At 40.2% G+C, this 15,901-nt stretch carries 15 protein-coding genes; 1 reads left to right on the top strand and 14 read right to left on the bottom strand.

All coding sequences use genetic code 11. From position 1 onward, the window contains the following. Positions 1-15 precede the first annotated feature (15 nt). The 5 genes from rpsP to smc all read right to left on the bottom strand — a co-directional run bounded on the left by rpsP (position 16) and on the right by smc (position 7,096). Entirely contained in the window at positions 16-288 is a 273-nt protein-coding gene (gene rpsP, locus HU823_RS00170; protein ID WP_066393596.1) for a 30S ribosomal protein S16, read from the bottom strand. A gap of 82 nt (positions 289-370) precedes the next feature. Then, a complete protein-coding gene (gene ffh / locus HU823_RS00165) occupies positions 371-1,717 on the bottom strand; it encodes a signal recognition particle protein (protein WP_197220772.1) in 1,347 nt (448 codons plus the stop codon). A 15-nt stretch (positions 1,718-1,732) separates the two neighbouring features. After that, complete coding sequence (locus tag HU823_RS00160) at positions 1,733-2,056, bottom strand: putative DNA-binding protein (protein WP_066393591.1); 324 nt, start codon at positions 2,054-2,056, stop codon at positions 1,733-1,735. Between the two features lie 469 nt (positions 2,057-2,525). Further along, positions 2,526-3,515, bottom strand: a complete 990-nt coding sequence (gene ftsY / locus HU823_RS00155) for a signal recognition particle-docking protein FtsY (RefSeq protein WP_197220771.1) — start codon at positions 3,513-3,515, stop codon at positions 2,526-2,528. Positions 3,516-3,529: 14 nt separating this feature from the next. Then, entirely contained in the window at positions 3,530-7,096 is a 3,567-nt protein-coding gene (smc, locus tag HU823_RS00150) for a chromosome segregation protein SMC (RefSeq protein ID WP_197221350.1), read from the bottom strand. A gap of 228 nt (positions 7,097-7,324) precedes the next feature. Between smc and HU823_RS00145 the strand changes: the two genes are divergently transcribed. Further along, positions 7,325-7,549: a DUF1128 domain-containing protein gene (locus HU823_RS00145; RefSeq protein ID WP_144700821.1), complete on the top strand. Its 225-nt coding sequence runs from the start codon at positions 7,325-7,327 to the stop codon at positions 7,547-7,549. Positions 7,550-7,599: 50 nt separating this feature from the next. Here HU823_RS00145 and rnc read toward each other — a convergent pair whose 3' ends face one another. The 9 genes from rnc to sdaAB form a co-directional block, all read right to left on the bottom strand. Beyond that, on the bottom strand, positions 7,600-8,310 hold the full coding sequence (gene rnc / locus HU823_RS00140; RefSeq protein WP_231607268.1) for a ribonuclease III: 711 nt from the start codon (positions 8,308-8,310) through the stop codon (positions 7,600-7,602). Between the two features lie 183 nt (positions 8,311-8,493). Continuing rightward, positions 8,494-8,727 (bottom strand): acyl carrier protein, encoded by a 234-nt coding sequence (gene acpP / locus HU823_RS00135; protein ID WP_066240701.1) that lies wholly within the window; start codon positions 8,725-8,727, stop codon positions 8,494-8,496. A gap of 83 nt (positions 8,728-8,810) precedes the next feature. Next, positions 8,811-9,551: a 3-oxoacyl-[acyl-carrier-protein] reductase gene (gene fabG, locus HU823_RS00130; RefSeq protein WP_144700825.1), complete on the bottom strand. Its 741-nt coding sequence runs from the start codon at positions 9,549-9,551 to the stop codon at positions 8,811-8,813. Beyond that, positions 9,544-10,494, bottom strand: a complete 951-nt coding sequence (fabD, locus tag HU823_RS00125) for an ACP S-malonyltransferase (RefSeq protein ID WP_197220770.1) — start codon at positions 10,492-10,494, stop codon at positions 9,544-9,546. Before fabD ends, fabG begins: the two co-directional genes overlap by 8 nt. A 3-nt stretch (positions 10,495-10,497) precedes the next feature. Continuing rightward, positions 10,498-11,496, bottom strand: coding sequence for a phosphate acyltransferase PlsX (gene plsX / locus HU823_RS00120; RefSeq protein ID WP_144700829.1), 999 nt, complete (start codon positions 11,494-11,496; stop codon positions 10,498-10,500). A gap of 6 nt (positions 11,497-11,502) precedes the next feature. Next, the gene (gene fapR / locus HU823_RS00115; protein WP_144700831.1) at positions 11,503-12,075 is read right to left on the bottom strand and encodes a transcription factor FapR; all 573 of its coding nucleotides are present in this window, start codon (positions 12,073-12,075) and stop codon (positions 11,503-11,505) included. A gap of 170 nt (positions 12,076-12,245) precedes the next feature. Next, positions 12,246-14,282: an ATP-dependent DNA helicase RecG gene (gene recG / locus HU823_RS00110; protein WP_197220769.1), complete on the bottom strand. Its 2,037-nt coding sequence runs from the start codon at positions 14,280-14,282 to the stop codon at positions 12,246-12,248. 2 nt (positions 14,283-14,284) lie between these two features. After that, on the bottom strand, positions 14,285-15,172 hold the full coding sequence (sdaAA, locus tag HU823_RS00105; RefSeq protein WP_197194456.1) for an L-serine ammonia-lyase, iron-sulfur-dependent, subunit alpha: 888 nt from the start codon (positions 15,170-15,172) through the stop codon (positions 14,285-14,287). Between the two features lie 12 nt (positions 15,173-15,184). Beyond that, the gene (sdaAB, locus tag HU823_RS00100; protein WP_197220768.1) at positions 15,185-15,847 is read right to left on the bottom strand and encodes an L-serine ammonia-lyase, iron-sulfur-dependent subunit beta; all 663 of its coding nucleotides are present in this window, start codon (positions 15,845-15,847) and stop codon (positions 15,185-15,187) included. Between the last annotated feature and the right edge of the window lie 54 nt (positions 15,848-15,901).

The following is a 15,901-nucleotide window of genomic DNA, read 5'->3' as shown; positions in this document are numbered from 1 at the left end:
TCCCCTTCGTCAAAATTATTTTTGGTTTTTCGCGTTATGGAATTTCTCCATAAGACCAGCTTTTGAGAAAAGGTTACGAACTGTGTCAGATGGTTTCGCACCGTTTGTCATCCACTCAAGAGCTTTTTCTTCGTTGATCTTAACTTCAGCTGGGTTTGCAACTGGGTTATACGTTCCGATCTCTTCGATGAAACGTCCATCACGAGGAGAACGAGAATCTGCTACTACTACACGATAAAAAGGAGCTTTCTTAGCACCCATACGCTTTAAACGAATTTTTACTGCCATTATAACTTGCACCTCCGAAAATAGTTCACACAAAATAATATAATAGTATAAATTGACAGGTTTGTAAACCTGAAAATTCAGTTTACATAAAAGGGAATTTGAATCCACCTTTTTTCTTTTTGCCATTCATCATTCCAGACATTTGTTTCATCATTTTCTTCATGTCCTCGAATTGTTTGATGAGGCGATTCACTTCTTGTACCGTTCGCCCGCTTCCTTTAGCGATGCGGCGTTTACGGCTGGCATTGATAATCTCAGGCTGTTCTCTTTCATGAAGAGTCATCGAACGGATGATGGCTTCAACGTGACCGATCTGTTTTTCATCGATCTGAACGTTTTTGAGGCCTTTCATCTTGTTCGCACCTGGGAGCATGCCTAGTATTTCATCAAGCGGTCCAAGATTTCTAACTTGTCCCATCTGATCAAGAAAATCATCGAACGTGAACGACATATCACGCATCTTCTTCTGAAGATCACGCGCTTTCTCTTCATCTACTGTGGTTTGTGCCTTTTCGATAAGAGTAAGCATGTCACCCATTCCTAAAATTCTAGAAGCCATACGATCGGGATGGAAAGGCTCTAAAGCATCCATCTTTTCACCTAGACCTACAAATTTTATAGGAAGGCCGGTAACGGCTTTAATTGAAAGTGCGGCCCCACCGCGTGTATCTCCATCTAGTTTGGTTAATACAACACCAGTGATTCCTAGCGCTTCATTAAAGCTCTCGGCAACATTCACAGCATCTTGACCAGTCATTGCATCGACAACTAAGAAGATTTCATCAGGTTTTGAAATTTCTTTAACCTGTTTCAACTCATCCATCAGCGTTTCATCAATGTGTAAACGCCCAGCTGTATCGATAATGACATAATCGTGATGATCTTCTTTTGCTTTTGCGATGGCTGACTCAGCAATTTTGACAGGACTTACTTGATCACCCATCTGAAACACAGGAAGATCCAACTGTTTTCCTACTGTTTCTAGTTGCTTGATCGCAGCAGGACGGTAGATGTCAGCTGCAGCCAGTAACGGTTTGCGATTTTGCTTTTTGCGTAAATGATTTGCAAGCTTTCCTGTTGTTGTTGTTTTACCAGCACCTTGCAGACCTACCATCATAATTACGGTTGGCGGTCGGTTGGAAACGGCAATCTTACTTTGTTCTCCACCCATGAGGGTTGTCAGTTCATCGTTAACAACTTTTACTACTTGCTGTCCTGGTGTCAGACTCTTTAATACTTCCTGACCAACAGCACGTTCAGATACTTTTTTCACAAAATCTTTAACTACTTTAAAGTTAACGTCCGCCTCAAGAAGCGCAAGGCGTACTTCCCTCATCATTTCCTTTACATCCGCTTCATTTACTTTCCCTTTTCCACGAATTTTTTGTAAAGTGTTCTGAAGACGGTCGGCTAAACCTTCAAATGCCATCTCACTGAACGCCTCCTATTCCATATTTTCAAGGCGATCGATAATTGCAATTACGTTATCAGGTTCAGAATTCAGAAGCTCTCTTAAAGATGACAGCAACTGGTCACGTTCCTGAAACTTTGCAAAAAGCCCTAACTTTTCTTCATATTCTTCCAGCATCGCCTCTGTCCGTTTAATATTATCATAAACGGCCTGGCGGCTGACATTATATTGTTCAGCAATTTCACCGAGAGAATAATCGTCCAAATAGTACAAACCCATATAATTCTTTTGTTTAGGGGTCAATAATGCTTGGTAAAAATCAAATAGATAATTAATTCTCATTGTTTTATCTAGCATTTTTCCACAACCCTTGTTAAGTGAAATGCCTTTACGTGATTACTATACAACCCATGGTTTTAGATGTCAAGTTTTTTTCTTAACACATTAGTTGTTAAGTTGCTGCTTGGAAATAAGAAAGACATATCCTACCTATTGTTGGTTTGTAAGTAGTTGTACTTCGTCCTCACAAATACATTGAATCAGTGATGAGTGACTCTTCTGTTATCCGTAGGAAACAATCAGAAGTGATACCTCACAGGGTATTTATTCACATTTATATGGATTAATCCAAATATACGAGGCATGAATCCAAAAATTTTGGTTATTTATCCTCGAGTTTTTGATTCGAATCCAAAAATTTTGATTGTTTATCCGCGAGTTTACAATCCTCGACAATTCACGATATTCAGATACCCCCTGCTAAAACAAAAAACCATCCAGCTCCCAAGTAAAGTGAGCTAAATGGCGTTAATAAAAGAAAACAGATTTACTCTGCACCTTCCTCTTCTGTTCCTGCAAACAAACCATATACAAACTGATCAGCATCAAACTCTTGCAGATCATCAATTTTCTCACCGAGCCCTACAAACTTAACTGGGATATCTAGTTCATGACGAATCGCTAAAACAATTCCACCTTTTGCCGTTCCATCAAGCTTTGTCAAAACTAAGCCAGTTACATCTGTAGATTGTCCGAAAGTTTTCGCTTGATTCATGGCATTCTGTCCAGTTGTAGCATCAACAACAAGCAAAACTTCATGAGGAGCACCAGGAATCTCACGTTCGATGACACGTTTCACTTTTGATAGCTCGTTCATCAGATTCACTTTATTCTGAAGTCTCCCAGCTGTATCACAGAGCAATACATCAGCCTTACGAGATTTAGCAGCCTGGATGCTGTCGTAAATAACAGCTGCAGGGTCCGCTCCTTCATGATGCTTGATCACATCAACTCCAGCACGTTCTCCCCACACTTCAAGCTGATCGATCGCACCTGCACGGAAAGTATCTCCGGCCGCTAGAATCACTTTCTTACCATCGTTCTTCAACTGATGAGCGAGTTTCCCAATCGTTGTTGTTTTACCTACACCGTTCACTCCTACGAATAGAATAACGGTCATTCCATCAGTCTGTAAATTCAGTTTATTATCGCTTTCTTCTTTTTGAAGCATTTCAGCTAATTTCTCAGTGATCGCTGATCGAAGCTCCATTGGATTTTGAATGTTCTTTGTACGTGCAACATCTTTCAGTTGATCAATAATATCAAGAACGGTGTGAACCCCAACATCTGCTCCGATCAAGATTTCTTCTAGCTCTTCGAAGAATTCTTCATCCACTTTTCTAAATCGTTTTAGTAGATCGTTAACTTTAAATGAAAAAGAGTTCCTCGTCTTCTCTAGTCCACTTTTAAACTTTTCAGATGATTCCTCAGATTGTTGTGTTGAGAACTTTTCTTTTAATCGTTTCAAAAAACTCACTATCAATTTCCTCCCTATGATGTTACAAGTTCTTTTGTTTCTTCAAGCCTCACGGAAACAAGCTTCGAGACACCAGACTCCTGCATGGTGACTCCATAAAGTACATCCGCTTCTTCCATGGTACCTTTTCGATGCGTAACAACGATAAATTGCGTCTCTTTACTGAATGCTCGTAAAAATTTAGCAAAACGATTTACGTTCGCATCATCTAATGCTGCTTCAACTTCGTCTAAAATACAGAACGGAACAGGTCTTACTTTTAGAATTGCAAATAATAACGCAATAGCGGTTAGAGCACGTTCGCCACCAGACAACAGACCTAGTTGCTGCAGTTTCTTGCCAGGTGGCTGCGCCATGATGTCTACACCCGTTAAAAGCATATCATCCGGCTGAGTTAAAACGAGATCAGCTCGACCACCACCAAACAACTCTTTAAAAATAACACCAAAGTGTGAACGAATAGAAGTAAATGTCTCTTCAAAACGATTCTTCATCTCTTCATCCATTTCAGAAATCACGCCATAAAGAGTATCTTTTGCTTCTGTTAAGTCATTTCTTTGATCTGTAAGAAAATCAAAGCGCTGGCTCACTCTGTCGTATTCTTCGATCGCCCCAATGTTTACAGCTCCGAGCTCTTCGATCGCCATCTTGATCAACTTTACTTTTCGTTTTGCGTCTTGAAGCGGTATCTCTAATCGATGCTTCAACTTCGCACCTTCATATGAAAGTTCATATTCTTCTCTAAGATGAGTAAGTCTTGATTCTAGTTCTACATCGAGTCGATTAATACTAACCTCTTCTGTTCTAAGCCCGTCATGAAGTTGTTTATATTGTCTTTTTGCCTCTTTTAATCCGATCTCCATACTTTCGATCGACCGGAAAGAATCTGTTCTTTCTTTTCTTCGTTCTGCAATTAATTTCAATGCATTATTCTTTTCATGTCTTCTCTGTTGGATCTGTTCATCGAGAGAATCTTCACCAGAAGAGCTTGAGTTCATCTCTTCCTCCAGAAGCCAATAATCTTCTTCTATTTCTTTGCTCTTTGCTTCTACTTCATAAAAATCTTGTTCAATTCTTAAGCACTTTTCTCGCTGATTGGCAACCTGCTGCTCGAGTTCGGCTACTTTAATCTTTAACAGTGTTAGTGCTTCTCTTAGTTCTTCTTTTGAGCTCTGATTATTCTTCTTTTTCTCTGTAAGATCAGCAATCGTTTTTTCAAGCTCTCTCCCAGATCTCATAGCAAGATCGAGTTTTTTCTGTAAAGCTGAAAGACGAGTATCTGCAGCAGATCTTTCAGTTTCATAGGAATTCTTTTCGCGATCATACAGTTGTAGTCTATCGTTTAAACTCTTTTCTTCTATTTCAACTTCTCGTAAAGAAGATCTCAGCTCTTGTTCTTGTTCTCGTAGGAGTTCTCCTTCAGTTTGAAGAGATTCGAGTCTTTCTTTCTTCTTCGTTAGTTTCGATCGTAATTCACTAACTTTTTCCTCAAGTTGAAGTGTTTGCTTCTCCATTGTTGCTACTTTGTCTGTAAGAGAATCAATCTCTCTTTGTCTACTTAATAGAGAATTACTTTTTTGTTTTAGACTTCCTCCAGACATCGATCCTCCCGGAGACACAACATCTCCTTCAAGAGTAACGATTCGGTAACGGTAGTTCACTTGCTTTGCAATCTTGTTGGCACCCGCTAAATCTTTAGCGATGATAATATTCCCTAAAAGATTGCCTACAATGTTTTGATACTTAGAATCAAACGTAATAAGGTTTGCAGCAACACCAACAAAAGCATCGATAGAGCTTGCTTGGTGAGCATCTGCACTAGAGATCTGACGCGGCTTAATTACATTCAATGGTAGAAAGGTTGCTCTTCCTGCTCTCGTTTGCTTTAAAAATTGAATAGCTTTCATTGCGTTCTGTTCATGATCTACAACAATATGCTGCATAGAAGCGCCTAGAGCCGTTTCAATTGCCGTTTCCACCTCAGACGGAACCGATAAAAGTTCCGCTACCGCTCCTTCAATGCCAGTGAGCTTTGTTTCTTTCGCTTTCAAAACCTCTTTAACGCCCTGCATGAAACCTGCGTATTCGTCTTGCATTGATTCTAGCATCTCTTTTTTAGATTTGAACTGCTGAATAAACTGATATGCTTGATACAATTTATCTTGAAGTGTTCTCGTTTCCTGATCATCGATCAAAATCTCTGATTTTAGAGCTTGATATTCTTCTTGCTTTATTTTTAATTGCGTTTCAGCTGCTTGATAGGAAGCTTCAGCGTTCTTTCTTGTTTCTTTTAATGCTTCTCTTTGTTCCAGGTATTTTGTATTCTCTTCATCTAAACGAGTACTTTTGGAGCTCTGCTGTCTAGCCTGATCCTCTAAGTAACGCATCTCGTTCTTAATCGTTGTTTGTTCGTTCAAGCGCTCGAAATAATCACTTTTTAATTTTTCTAGTTCTGCTTCAACGTCCATCTCGAGAACAGACAATCGTCCTTCTTCGTCTTTCACTTGTTTTTTTATGGTTTTTAATTGCTTTTCTTTATCTCTTAATGAGTCTTTTTCAACAGTAAGCTGTTTTCCCAACTCTTCTTTTTTTGCCTTGTAGAGCTGAATTTGTTCTAAAAGCGACGTTTTATTTTGATCATAATTCTTTTTACGTTCTTTCAAGACTTCTTTCTTACCTTCTAGTTTTTCCAGTGTTTCACTAGCTAAAAGAAGAGCACTTTGTAGTTCATCGATCGATTCATCCATCGCTTGCATATCAAGTCGTGCTCTTTCGATCTTAGTCTCACCTTGTTTTACTTTTACCGATAGGACCGATTCTTGGTTCTGTAGCTCTGCAACAAGTTCTTTTTGCTTTTCCCACCGAACATGCAAGTCTTCGATCTCTTGAACGAGAACAGCTGTTTCAACGACCTCGAGCTCTTCTTTTTTCTCAAGGTAGTCTCTTGCGATAGAAGCTTGTATTTTAAGAGGTTCGACTTGACCTTCTAATTCATGAAGAATATCTTCTACACGATTCAGATTTTCTTGCGTCTCAGTGAGTTTAGCCTCTGCTTTTTGCTTTCGGGTCTTGTACTTTAATACACCTGCAGCTTCTTCAAAAATCTTTCTGCGCTCATCCGATTTGCTGCTTAATATTTCTTCTACCCGGCCTTGTCCGATGATAGAAAATGCCTCTCTTCCAAGTCCTGAATCCATAAACAGCTCTACAATATCTTTTAAACGACACTGTTGTTTATTGATCAAGTATTCACTGTCTCCTGAACGAAATACTCTTCTTGTGATCGATATTTCATTATAATCAAGCGGTAGATGCTGATCTTCGTTATCTAAAGTAAGTGTAACTTCTGCGACATTTAATGGTTTTCGATTATCACTGCCTGCGAAGATAATATCTTCCATCTTAGAGCCTCGCAAAGACTTCGCTGACTGTTCGCCCAGCACCCAGCGTACAGCATCTGAGATGTTACTTTTACCGCTTCCATTTGGGCCAACAACCGCTGTGACCCCTTGTACAAATTCAACTTGTATCCGCTCTGCAAATGATTTAAATCCTGCTACATCAATTCGTTTGAGGAACATCATTAAATCCCCCTTTATTTCTCACTGTATGCTTTCCCGTTTTTATAATTTCGGGAGCTTTATTTGAATTTCTTATGTATTTATTTCTTTAACCTTTATATTTTATCATAGATTCACTCATACATAGTCACAAACATTACAGTGTGCTAAAATGAAATGTGTTTGGACTTAAAATATGCATGCAAGTAAAATCTCACATGAAGATATGTGGATAAAAAGGAGCCCACCATGGACTTAACGACTCAGAATCATGAGAACTTATCATTTATGATCGAAGGATTAAAAAAGAAACTTCAGCTTGTTAACAGCGGACTCATTCAACCAGAAGACTATGAACTGTCAAAGTACGAAGACATTAAGGAACTTTATGATATGGTCATGAAGATGCCATCATTCAGTATTCGAGATATGGAAGGCATCGTTGAAGAACTAGCATCTCTTAAAACAAAGTAACAGAAACCCCCTCACACGGCTTATTGCCTAATGTTAAGGGGGTTTTTTGTTTAGCTCTTTTTAGACACTCTCTCTATCGCTTCTTGTGCCGCATGCTGTTCAGCTTCTTTTTTGGACCTGCCATACCCTATTCCGAAACTCGCTTCATTCAATCTTACTTCTGACACAAACTCTCGATTGTGTGCCGGACCTTTTTCTTGAATGATTCGATAGTCGATATGACCTAATCCTTCACGCTGTACATATTCTTGTAACTGACTTTTAAAATCCATCACATGAGAAAAAGCACCTTCGTTTATTCGTGGCACCACATACTGATTTAGAAACTCTTTTACTTTTTCGAGTCCTTGATCGAGATATAGCGCTCCAATAAATGCTTCAAAAACATCTGCTAAAAGGGCTGGTCTTGATCTTCCTCCAGTATTCTCTTCACCTTTTCCCAATAAAACAAACTCACCAAAATGAAGGTCGTTTGCAAAGAGAACCAACGACGGCTCGCATACGATAGCTGCTCTAAGTTTCGTAAGCTCACCTTCACTCATATTTGCAAACTTGCTGTATAAATATTGAGATATGGTCAATTCAAGAACGGCATCACCTAGAAATTCAAGTCTTTCATTATCCTCAAACGTTCTTCCTCGATGCTCATTCACATATGATGAATGCGTAAATGCTTGAGCTAACAATTTTTCATTCTGAAACTTTATGTTTAAACGCTCTTGTATCGGGGCTACTTTTTGAATGCGCACCTTGTCATCCATGCCCTTTTTGGAAGCAGATTTAAACCGATTTTTCACCGTTTTCTTTTGAGTTGAATGTTGTTTTGAACCTTTCATAAACTTCCTCCAAAAATCTCGTAAAAGGGCTATTTTGCTATTGATATTTTTCCGTTAAAAAGGGAAGAAAGCCCCGCTGTTTTGCACGGGACTTTATCCGTCTTACACTTATTGTTTGCTGTTTATGTAATTTACAACGTCACCAACAGTTGCAATTTTCTCAGCATCTTCGTCAGAAATTTCTAGTTCGAACTCATCTTCAAGTTCCATTACTAGTTCAACTACATCAAGAGAGTCAGCACCAAGATCTTCTTTAAAGGAAGCTTCAGGCTTAACCTCAGATGCATCAACACCTAAACGGTCCACAACAATCTTTGAAACTCTATCTAAAACATCTGCCATTTTGTGTGTCACCTCCTTTCAATAGTATATTCTTTTTCCCATTAAAAAACTAGAGGGATTTGTAGTCATCGAAGGTTCTTTTCTTACATCACCATTCCGCCGTCTACATGGAGGGTTTGGCCTGTGATATAAGAACTTGCATCACTTGCTAAGAATGCTGCCGCTGATGCGATATCATCAGGCTGTCCAAAACGAGCAAGCGGAATGCTTCTAAGCATTTCCGATTTAATGCCTTCTTCTAGTTTACCAGTCATATCTGTCTCGATAAAACCTGGTGCAATGGCATTAACCGTGATTCCTCTAGAAGAAAGTTCTTTAGCTGCTGTTTTCGTTAAGCCAATTACACCAGCTTTAGCTGCTACATAGTTTGCTTGCCCTGCGTTTCCAGATACACCAACAATAGAGGCAATATTAATAATACGACCTTTTCTTTGTTTCATCATCTGTCTTGTTACAGCCTTTGTAGTCAGGAAGACTCCTTTAAGATTCGTGTTGATAACCGCATCCCAGTCTTCTTCTTTCATTCTCATCAAAAGGTTATCTCTCGTGATTCCTGCGTTATTAACGAGAACGTCGAGACTTCCAAACTCATCAACAACTGTTTTTACCATGTTCGTAACATCTTCTGATGAAGAGATATCCGCTTTAATCGCAAAAGCAGTTCCACCGTTTTCTTTTATTTCCTTTACGACTTCATTTGCCTTCTCTTCACTTCCAGAGTAATTCACCGCAACTTTAGCGCCATTTTTAGCAAAATACAAAGCGATCGCTCGTCCGATTCCTCGAGAGGCACCTGTTACTAAAACTGATTTTTCATTAAGCATCCACAGACTCTCCTTTTAGTTTCTCAACTGCCATGTTAATCGTCTCTAAATCACTTACAGCTATTACGTTAGCTCTTCGATTCACCTTTTTAACTAACCCTGAGAGAACTTTTCCTGGTCCGATCTCAACAAACGTATCAACACCTAGGTCCATTAACTCACGAACCGTTTCTTCCCAACGAACTGGCGAGTATAGTTGTTCGATCAACTTTTCTTTAATATCATCACGATCGGTAATAGCTTTCGCCGTTACGTTAGCAATTACAGGAGTGTTTGCATCATTTATCACAATTCGATCTAAAATTTCGTTGAATTTATCTGCCGCTGGTTTCATAAGGGAAGAATGAAACGGTCCGCTTACCTGAAGTGGAATCACTTTGGCTCCTTCTTCTTTGGCAAGGGCACTAGCTTTCTCAACTCCACCAACGGTGCCAGAAATAACGATCTGCCCTGGGCAATTAAGATTAGCGATCTGAACGCTCTCTTCACCGTTAGAGACTTCCTTCGTAATTGTTTCTAATCGTTCTTGATCGAACCCGATCACAGCTGCCATCGTCCCTACTCCTGCAGGAACTGCTTCTTCCATAAGCAATCCTCTATTTCTAACCGCATAAACCGCGTCTTCAAAAGAAAGGCTGCCCGCTGCAACAAGTGCAGAGTATTCGCCAAGGCTATGACCTGCTACGTAGTCTGCTTGAATACCACGCTCTTTTAGCAGTTCAAGAACCGCTGTCGAGACCGTTAATAATGCCGGCTGTGTGTTTTCTGTTCTTTTAAGAACATCTTCCGGTCCTTCAAAGATAATATCTGACAGTTTCATACCAAGTTTTTCATCCGCTTTATCAAAAATAGTTTTTGCTGATGCTTCCTGTGATATTAGCTCTTTACCCATTCCTACTGCTTGAGAGCCTTGTCCAGGAAAAAGAAAGGCAATTTTCCCCATCTCTTACTCCTCCTTGTTATCTTGGGATTGTACATGATTCTGAATGGTTGGTACCACGTTCTTCTCTACCATACTTTTGGTTTGTCTGATTGCATTCAACATAGCATTCGCATTTGAGGAACCATGAGCTTTAATAACAGGCGCTGCTAGTCCGAACAAACCAGCTCCTCCATACTCTGTATAGTCAAGTTTATCTTTTATGCCTCTTAATTTCGGCTTTAATACTCCAGCTGCTAGTTTTGAAGTTAAACTTGATGTTAACTGTTCTTTAATCATTGAAAACATGCTCATAGCAGTTCCTTCGATCGATTTAAGAACCAAGTTTCCAGCAAATCCATCACACACAACTACGTCCGCTGCTCCCATCAAGAGATCTCTTGCTTCAACATTCCCAACAAAATTAATATCTGCTTCCTGTAAAAGTGAAAATGCAGCTTTCGTTAAAGCATTTCCTTTCTCACTTTCTGTTCCAACGTTTAGTAATCCTACGCGCGGTTTTTCAACACCTCGTACTTCTTTCCAATACACAGAACCCATCAATGCATATTGTAAGAGGTGCTCTGGCTTCGCATCCATATTAGCGCCTACATCTAAGAACAAGAATCCATCACCGTTTAAAGTCGGAAGTGTCGGAGCAAGCGCTGGACGATCAATGCCTTTTATACGGCCTACATAAAACAACCCACTGGCCATCAATGCCCCTGTGTTACCAGCAGAAATATATGCATCAGCTTTACCTGATTTCACTTCGTTTGCTGCTACTACCATCGAAGCATTCTTTTTTCGACGAACTGCTCGAACTGGCTCCTCTGATGTTTCGATCACTTCATCGGTATGGATGATCGTAAACGCGTGCTTTTCAGGTAGATGTTTTACGATTTGATCCTGATCTCCAACTAACGTAATCGAAAGCTCTGGATATTGTTCTTTCGCTAGAATTGCACCTTTAACGATTTCTGCTGGTGCATTGTCGCCACCCATTGCATCTATTGCGATATTCATGCTGATTTAACTTCCTTCCTTTGTATCTTGTGCAGATCTATACATGGTAAATTCACCTTTGAAAACAGGCTCATTCTCTACATAACTAGTAACTTCTACAATAGTTCTCTCTTGAGTGGTCTCTTTTACTTTCGCTTTTGCAACCACTCTCTCTCCTACTCTAACAGGTCGAGAAAACCGAATGTTCGCTTTGGCGGTTAATGCCAATTCATCATTTATTATCGCTACTGCCAACGAGTTCGCCTGAGCGAAAACGTGATGGCCCCTTGCAATCTTATTACGAGAAAATACATGTTCTTCTTTTATGTCTAATATAGAAATAGCGGATTCATCTAACTGTAAGTCAATGATTTCTCCGATGACCTCTTCAAGCGGCAGTGCTTTTACATCATCCAGTTTAGTTTCTGCCACAGACTTTATTCTTTCTCTTAGCTCTGGAATGGAAAGTTCCAAACGGTCAAGCCTAATCGTCTGAACGCTGACACTAAACTTTTCTGCCAATTCTTCATCTGTTATAAAAGGGGTTAACTTAATCGTTTCCTTTAACAGCTCTTGTCTCTCTTTTTTTGATTTTTTCATAGTTTCTTCCTTCTTCCATACAAAGGTCTCATATATGAGAAAGATAGTGAGTAAAGATGCAGTGCGTAGAAAAGCAGGTAACGCCATTACAGCGTACCTGCTATTTATCTTTCTGCTATTAAGAGCTGGTACTAATAGTAGTATATAGTATCAACACTCTTCTTTCAAGATTAATCTAGTCTTTCTTTGTCGAGCACACCTTGCCTTGTTAAAACTTCTCGAATCGATCGATACGTCTCATCTTTCCAGAACTCTTCTGATTGAACGAGTCTAGCCGCATCGTTTCTAGCTGTTTCGAGTATTCGATAATCATGTACGAGGTCAGCTACCTTAAAGTTTGGAACACCGCTTTGCTTGTTTCCAAAAAAATCACCTGGCCCACGAAGTTCAAGATCTTTTTCCGAAAGCTCAAAGCCATTTGTTGTCTCCGTCATAATCCTCATCCGCTCTTGACCTTCTTCAGACTTCGGATCTGCGATGAGTACACAATAAGATTGTTCGCTGCCGCGCCCAACTCGTCCTCTTAACTGATGCAATTGTGAGAGCCCAAATCTTTCTGCATCGTATATGACCATGATAGTAGCGTTTGGAACATTTACCCCGACCTCTACAACCGTTGTAGAGACGAGGATCTGACAAACATTCTCTGCAAACTTTCTCATCACTTCATCTTTTTCTGTCGAATGCAATCTTCCGTGCATCAGACCTACTTGGTAGGTATGGAAATAAGCACTTAGCTGCGCATGAACGTCAATCGCATTCTGCACATCTATTTTTTCTGATTCTTCGATTAATGGACAGATCACATAAGCTTGTCTTCCAGATTCAATTTCTTTTTTTATAAAATCAAGAACACGATCTAACATGCCATGTTTCGCCCAATGCGTGATGATCGGCTTTCTTCCCGCTGGCATCACATCAATCGTTGATACATCCATATCTCCAAATGCCGATATCGCAAGAGTACGAGGTATAGGTGTTGCCGTCATAAAGAGAACATCTGGACTCTCACCTTTTTCCCTTAATACTCTTCTTTGGTTAACTCCAAACCGATGCTGCTCGTCTGTGATCACTAGACCAAGGCTATTAAAATTTACTTCCTCTTGAATAAGGGCGTGTGTACCAACCATGATCTGGATCTCGCCTTGCTGTAAAAGGTTTAACGTTTCTCTCCGCATCTTCCCTTTAACAGAGGAAGTTAAAAGAGCTACTGTAATTCCAAACGGAGCAAAAAGCTCTTTTAACGATTGAAAATGCTGTTCCGCCAGAATTTCTGTTGGTACCATCAGCGCACCTTGTCTGTTAGCTGTAACTGCTGCATATAACGCTACAGCTGCCACTACTGTTTTACCAGAACCAACATCCCCTTGAAGCAGCCTGTTCATCCGGCTAGTATCTGAGAGATCTTTTAATATCTCATCGACCACCCTCTGCTGTGCTTCGGTTAGCTGAAAAGGTAAAGAACGAATGAATGTGTTTACTTCATCTCGATCAAACTTTAAAGCTGCTCCTTTAGATTGCTGTCTGTTCCATTTTCTAAAGATCTGCATCTTTAATTGAAAATACAACAATTCTTCATACGCAAGCCTTCTTCTTCCCGCTTTTAACGCCTTAAAATCTTCAGGAAAATGCATCATCTTAAGAGCTGATTCTCGATCGGGAAGTCGATAAGATTCACGGATCTCTTGAGGAAGTGGATCCTCGATCGCACCAGAGAACTGGCGAAATGCCGAATCAATAATCTTACGCATCGTTTTGCCATATAAAGAACCTTTCACCGAATAGACTGGTTCAATCTTATGATCATCACTGAATGTTCCAAAATGAACATCGCTGACGGTTAACGTCATTTTATTTCGGTCCCATTTACCTGTTACGGTAAGTGTTTGTCCTAGAGCAATCTGATTCTTTAAGAAAGGTCGATTGAAGATTGTCGCAGTGATCAAATATTTACCGATCAACATCCTAAATGTCAAACGGGATTTTTTCTTCGGAAAATAACGCAGAGAAGGTTCAGAATGAACCTTCCCTTCAATCGTTGCTTTTTCATCATGCGCAATCTCCGCAAGATCTTTCTTTTGGTAATCTTCATACCGGTAGGGTAGATATTCTAAAAGATCTTCAACTGAATGAATACCCATGCTAGCCAGCTTTTCAGCCTTCTTCTCTCCAATACCGTTTACTGCTGTTATTGATTGATTCAGCATCGTTATTTCTCGTTCAACGGAATGCCGAATATTTTTGCTTCAAGCTCTCTTCCTGTTGGTGTAGCTGCTAAGCCTCCAAGAGCTGTTTCACGGAGAGCAGATGGCATTGAGAGACCGATCTTGTACATCGCATCGATCACTTCGTCACAAGGAATACGGCTTACGATCCCAGCAAGTGCCATATCAGCCGCTACTATAGCATTGCTTGCACCCATCGCGTTTCGTTTCACACAAGGAACTTCTACTAATCCAGCGACAGGATCACAAACAAGTCCTAGCATGTTCTTTAGTGCGATCGCCATCGCTTCGGCTGATTGCGAAGGTGATCCTCCTGCAAGTTCGACGATCGCCGCTGCTGCCATACCAGTAGCAGAACCCACCTCAGCTTGGCATCCACCTGCTGCTCCAGAAATTGAAGCGTTGTTTGCGACAACAAAACCAAACGCACCTGCAGCAAACAAATACTCAATCATTTGTTCTCGGGTAGGATTTAATTTTTCTTTTAACGCAAACAGAGTACCAGGAACGACTCCTGCAGAACCTGCAGTAGGCGTTGCACAAATCGTACCCATTGCCGCGTTCACTTCATTTGTTGCCATGGCTTTGCTTACGGCATCAAGCATAAGTTCGCCTGATAGAGATTTACCAGATTTAATATACGTTTGAAGAAGCTTTCCGTCCCCTCCGGTTAGACCAGAATGTGATTTCACATCTTCTGTAATCCCTCGCATGACGGCTTCTTCCATCACTCTTAAATTTCGATCCATGAACCCTAGAACTTCTTCTCTAGAACGCCCAGTAACATCCATTTCTTGCTGTATCATAATCTCTGAGATCTTACAATTTTTCGACTCAGCTAATTCTATTAATTCAGCTACATTACGAAACATACTTCTCACCTCTTAATCGTGTATCTTTACTACTTGTTGAACAATCGGGAGAGAATTTAGTTCGTTTATGATGATCTCATCTGCATTCTGATCGATCTCAATAACCATCAAAGCTTCTTTCCCTTTTTCTTTTCTTGATACTTCCATATGACCAATATTGATCTCGTGCTTAGCTAATATATTTGCCACTCCTGCTATCGCTCCATATTTATCATTATGAACGATCAAAAGAGCTGGGTGATTTCCAGATAAACGCAGTTCAAACCCATTAAGCTCTGTAATCTCTATTTTTCCGCCACCAATTGATATTCCGACAACTTCGATTCTGTCTGTCTCATCTCCAATGATGACACGAGCTGTGTTAGGGTGGTCAGTTATAGCATCTTCGGCAGTCATCTTTACTTCGATACCCTCTTGCTTCGCTATTGTAAGCGCATCCACTATTCGAGTATCAAACGTGTCATAATCTAGGATTCCGCCAACGATCGCAACATCCGTTCCGTGACCACGATAGGTTTTTGCAAAAGAGCCATAGAACGATATGGTTGCGTATTGAGGTTTCCTGCCGAAAAGACTTCTCGCTACTCGACCGATGCGCGCCGCGCCGGCTGTATGTGAACTAGAAGGCCCAATCATAATGGGACCGATAATATCAAATACACTTTTATATTTCATGACGTTCTCCTTCAAGTTGCGTTTTTTCCCATAAAAATAAGTATTCCCTCTTAA

Origin of the sequence: Fictibacillus sp. 18YEL24, assembly GCF_015903855.1 — a bacterium.
GTDB classification, from domain to species: Bacteria; Bacillota; Bacilli; order Bacillales; family Fictibacillaceae; genus Fictibacillus; species Fictibacillus phosphorivorans_C.
Note: the sequence above shows the minus strand (reverse complement) of the source record. Positions and strands in the feature narration are given on the sequence as shown.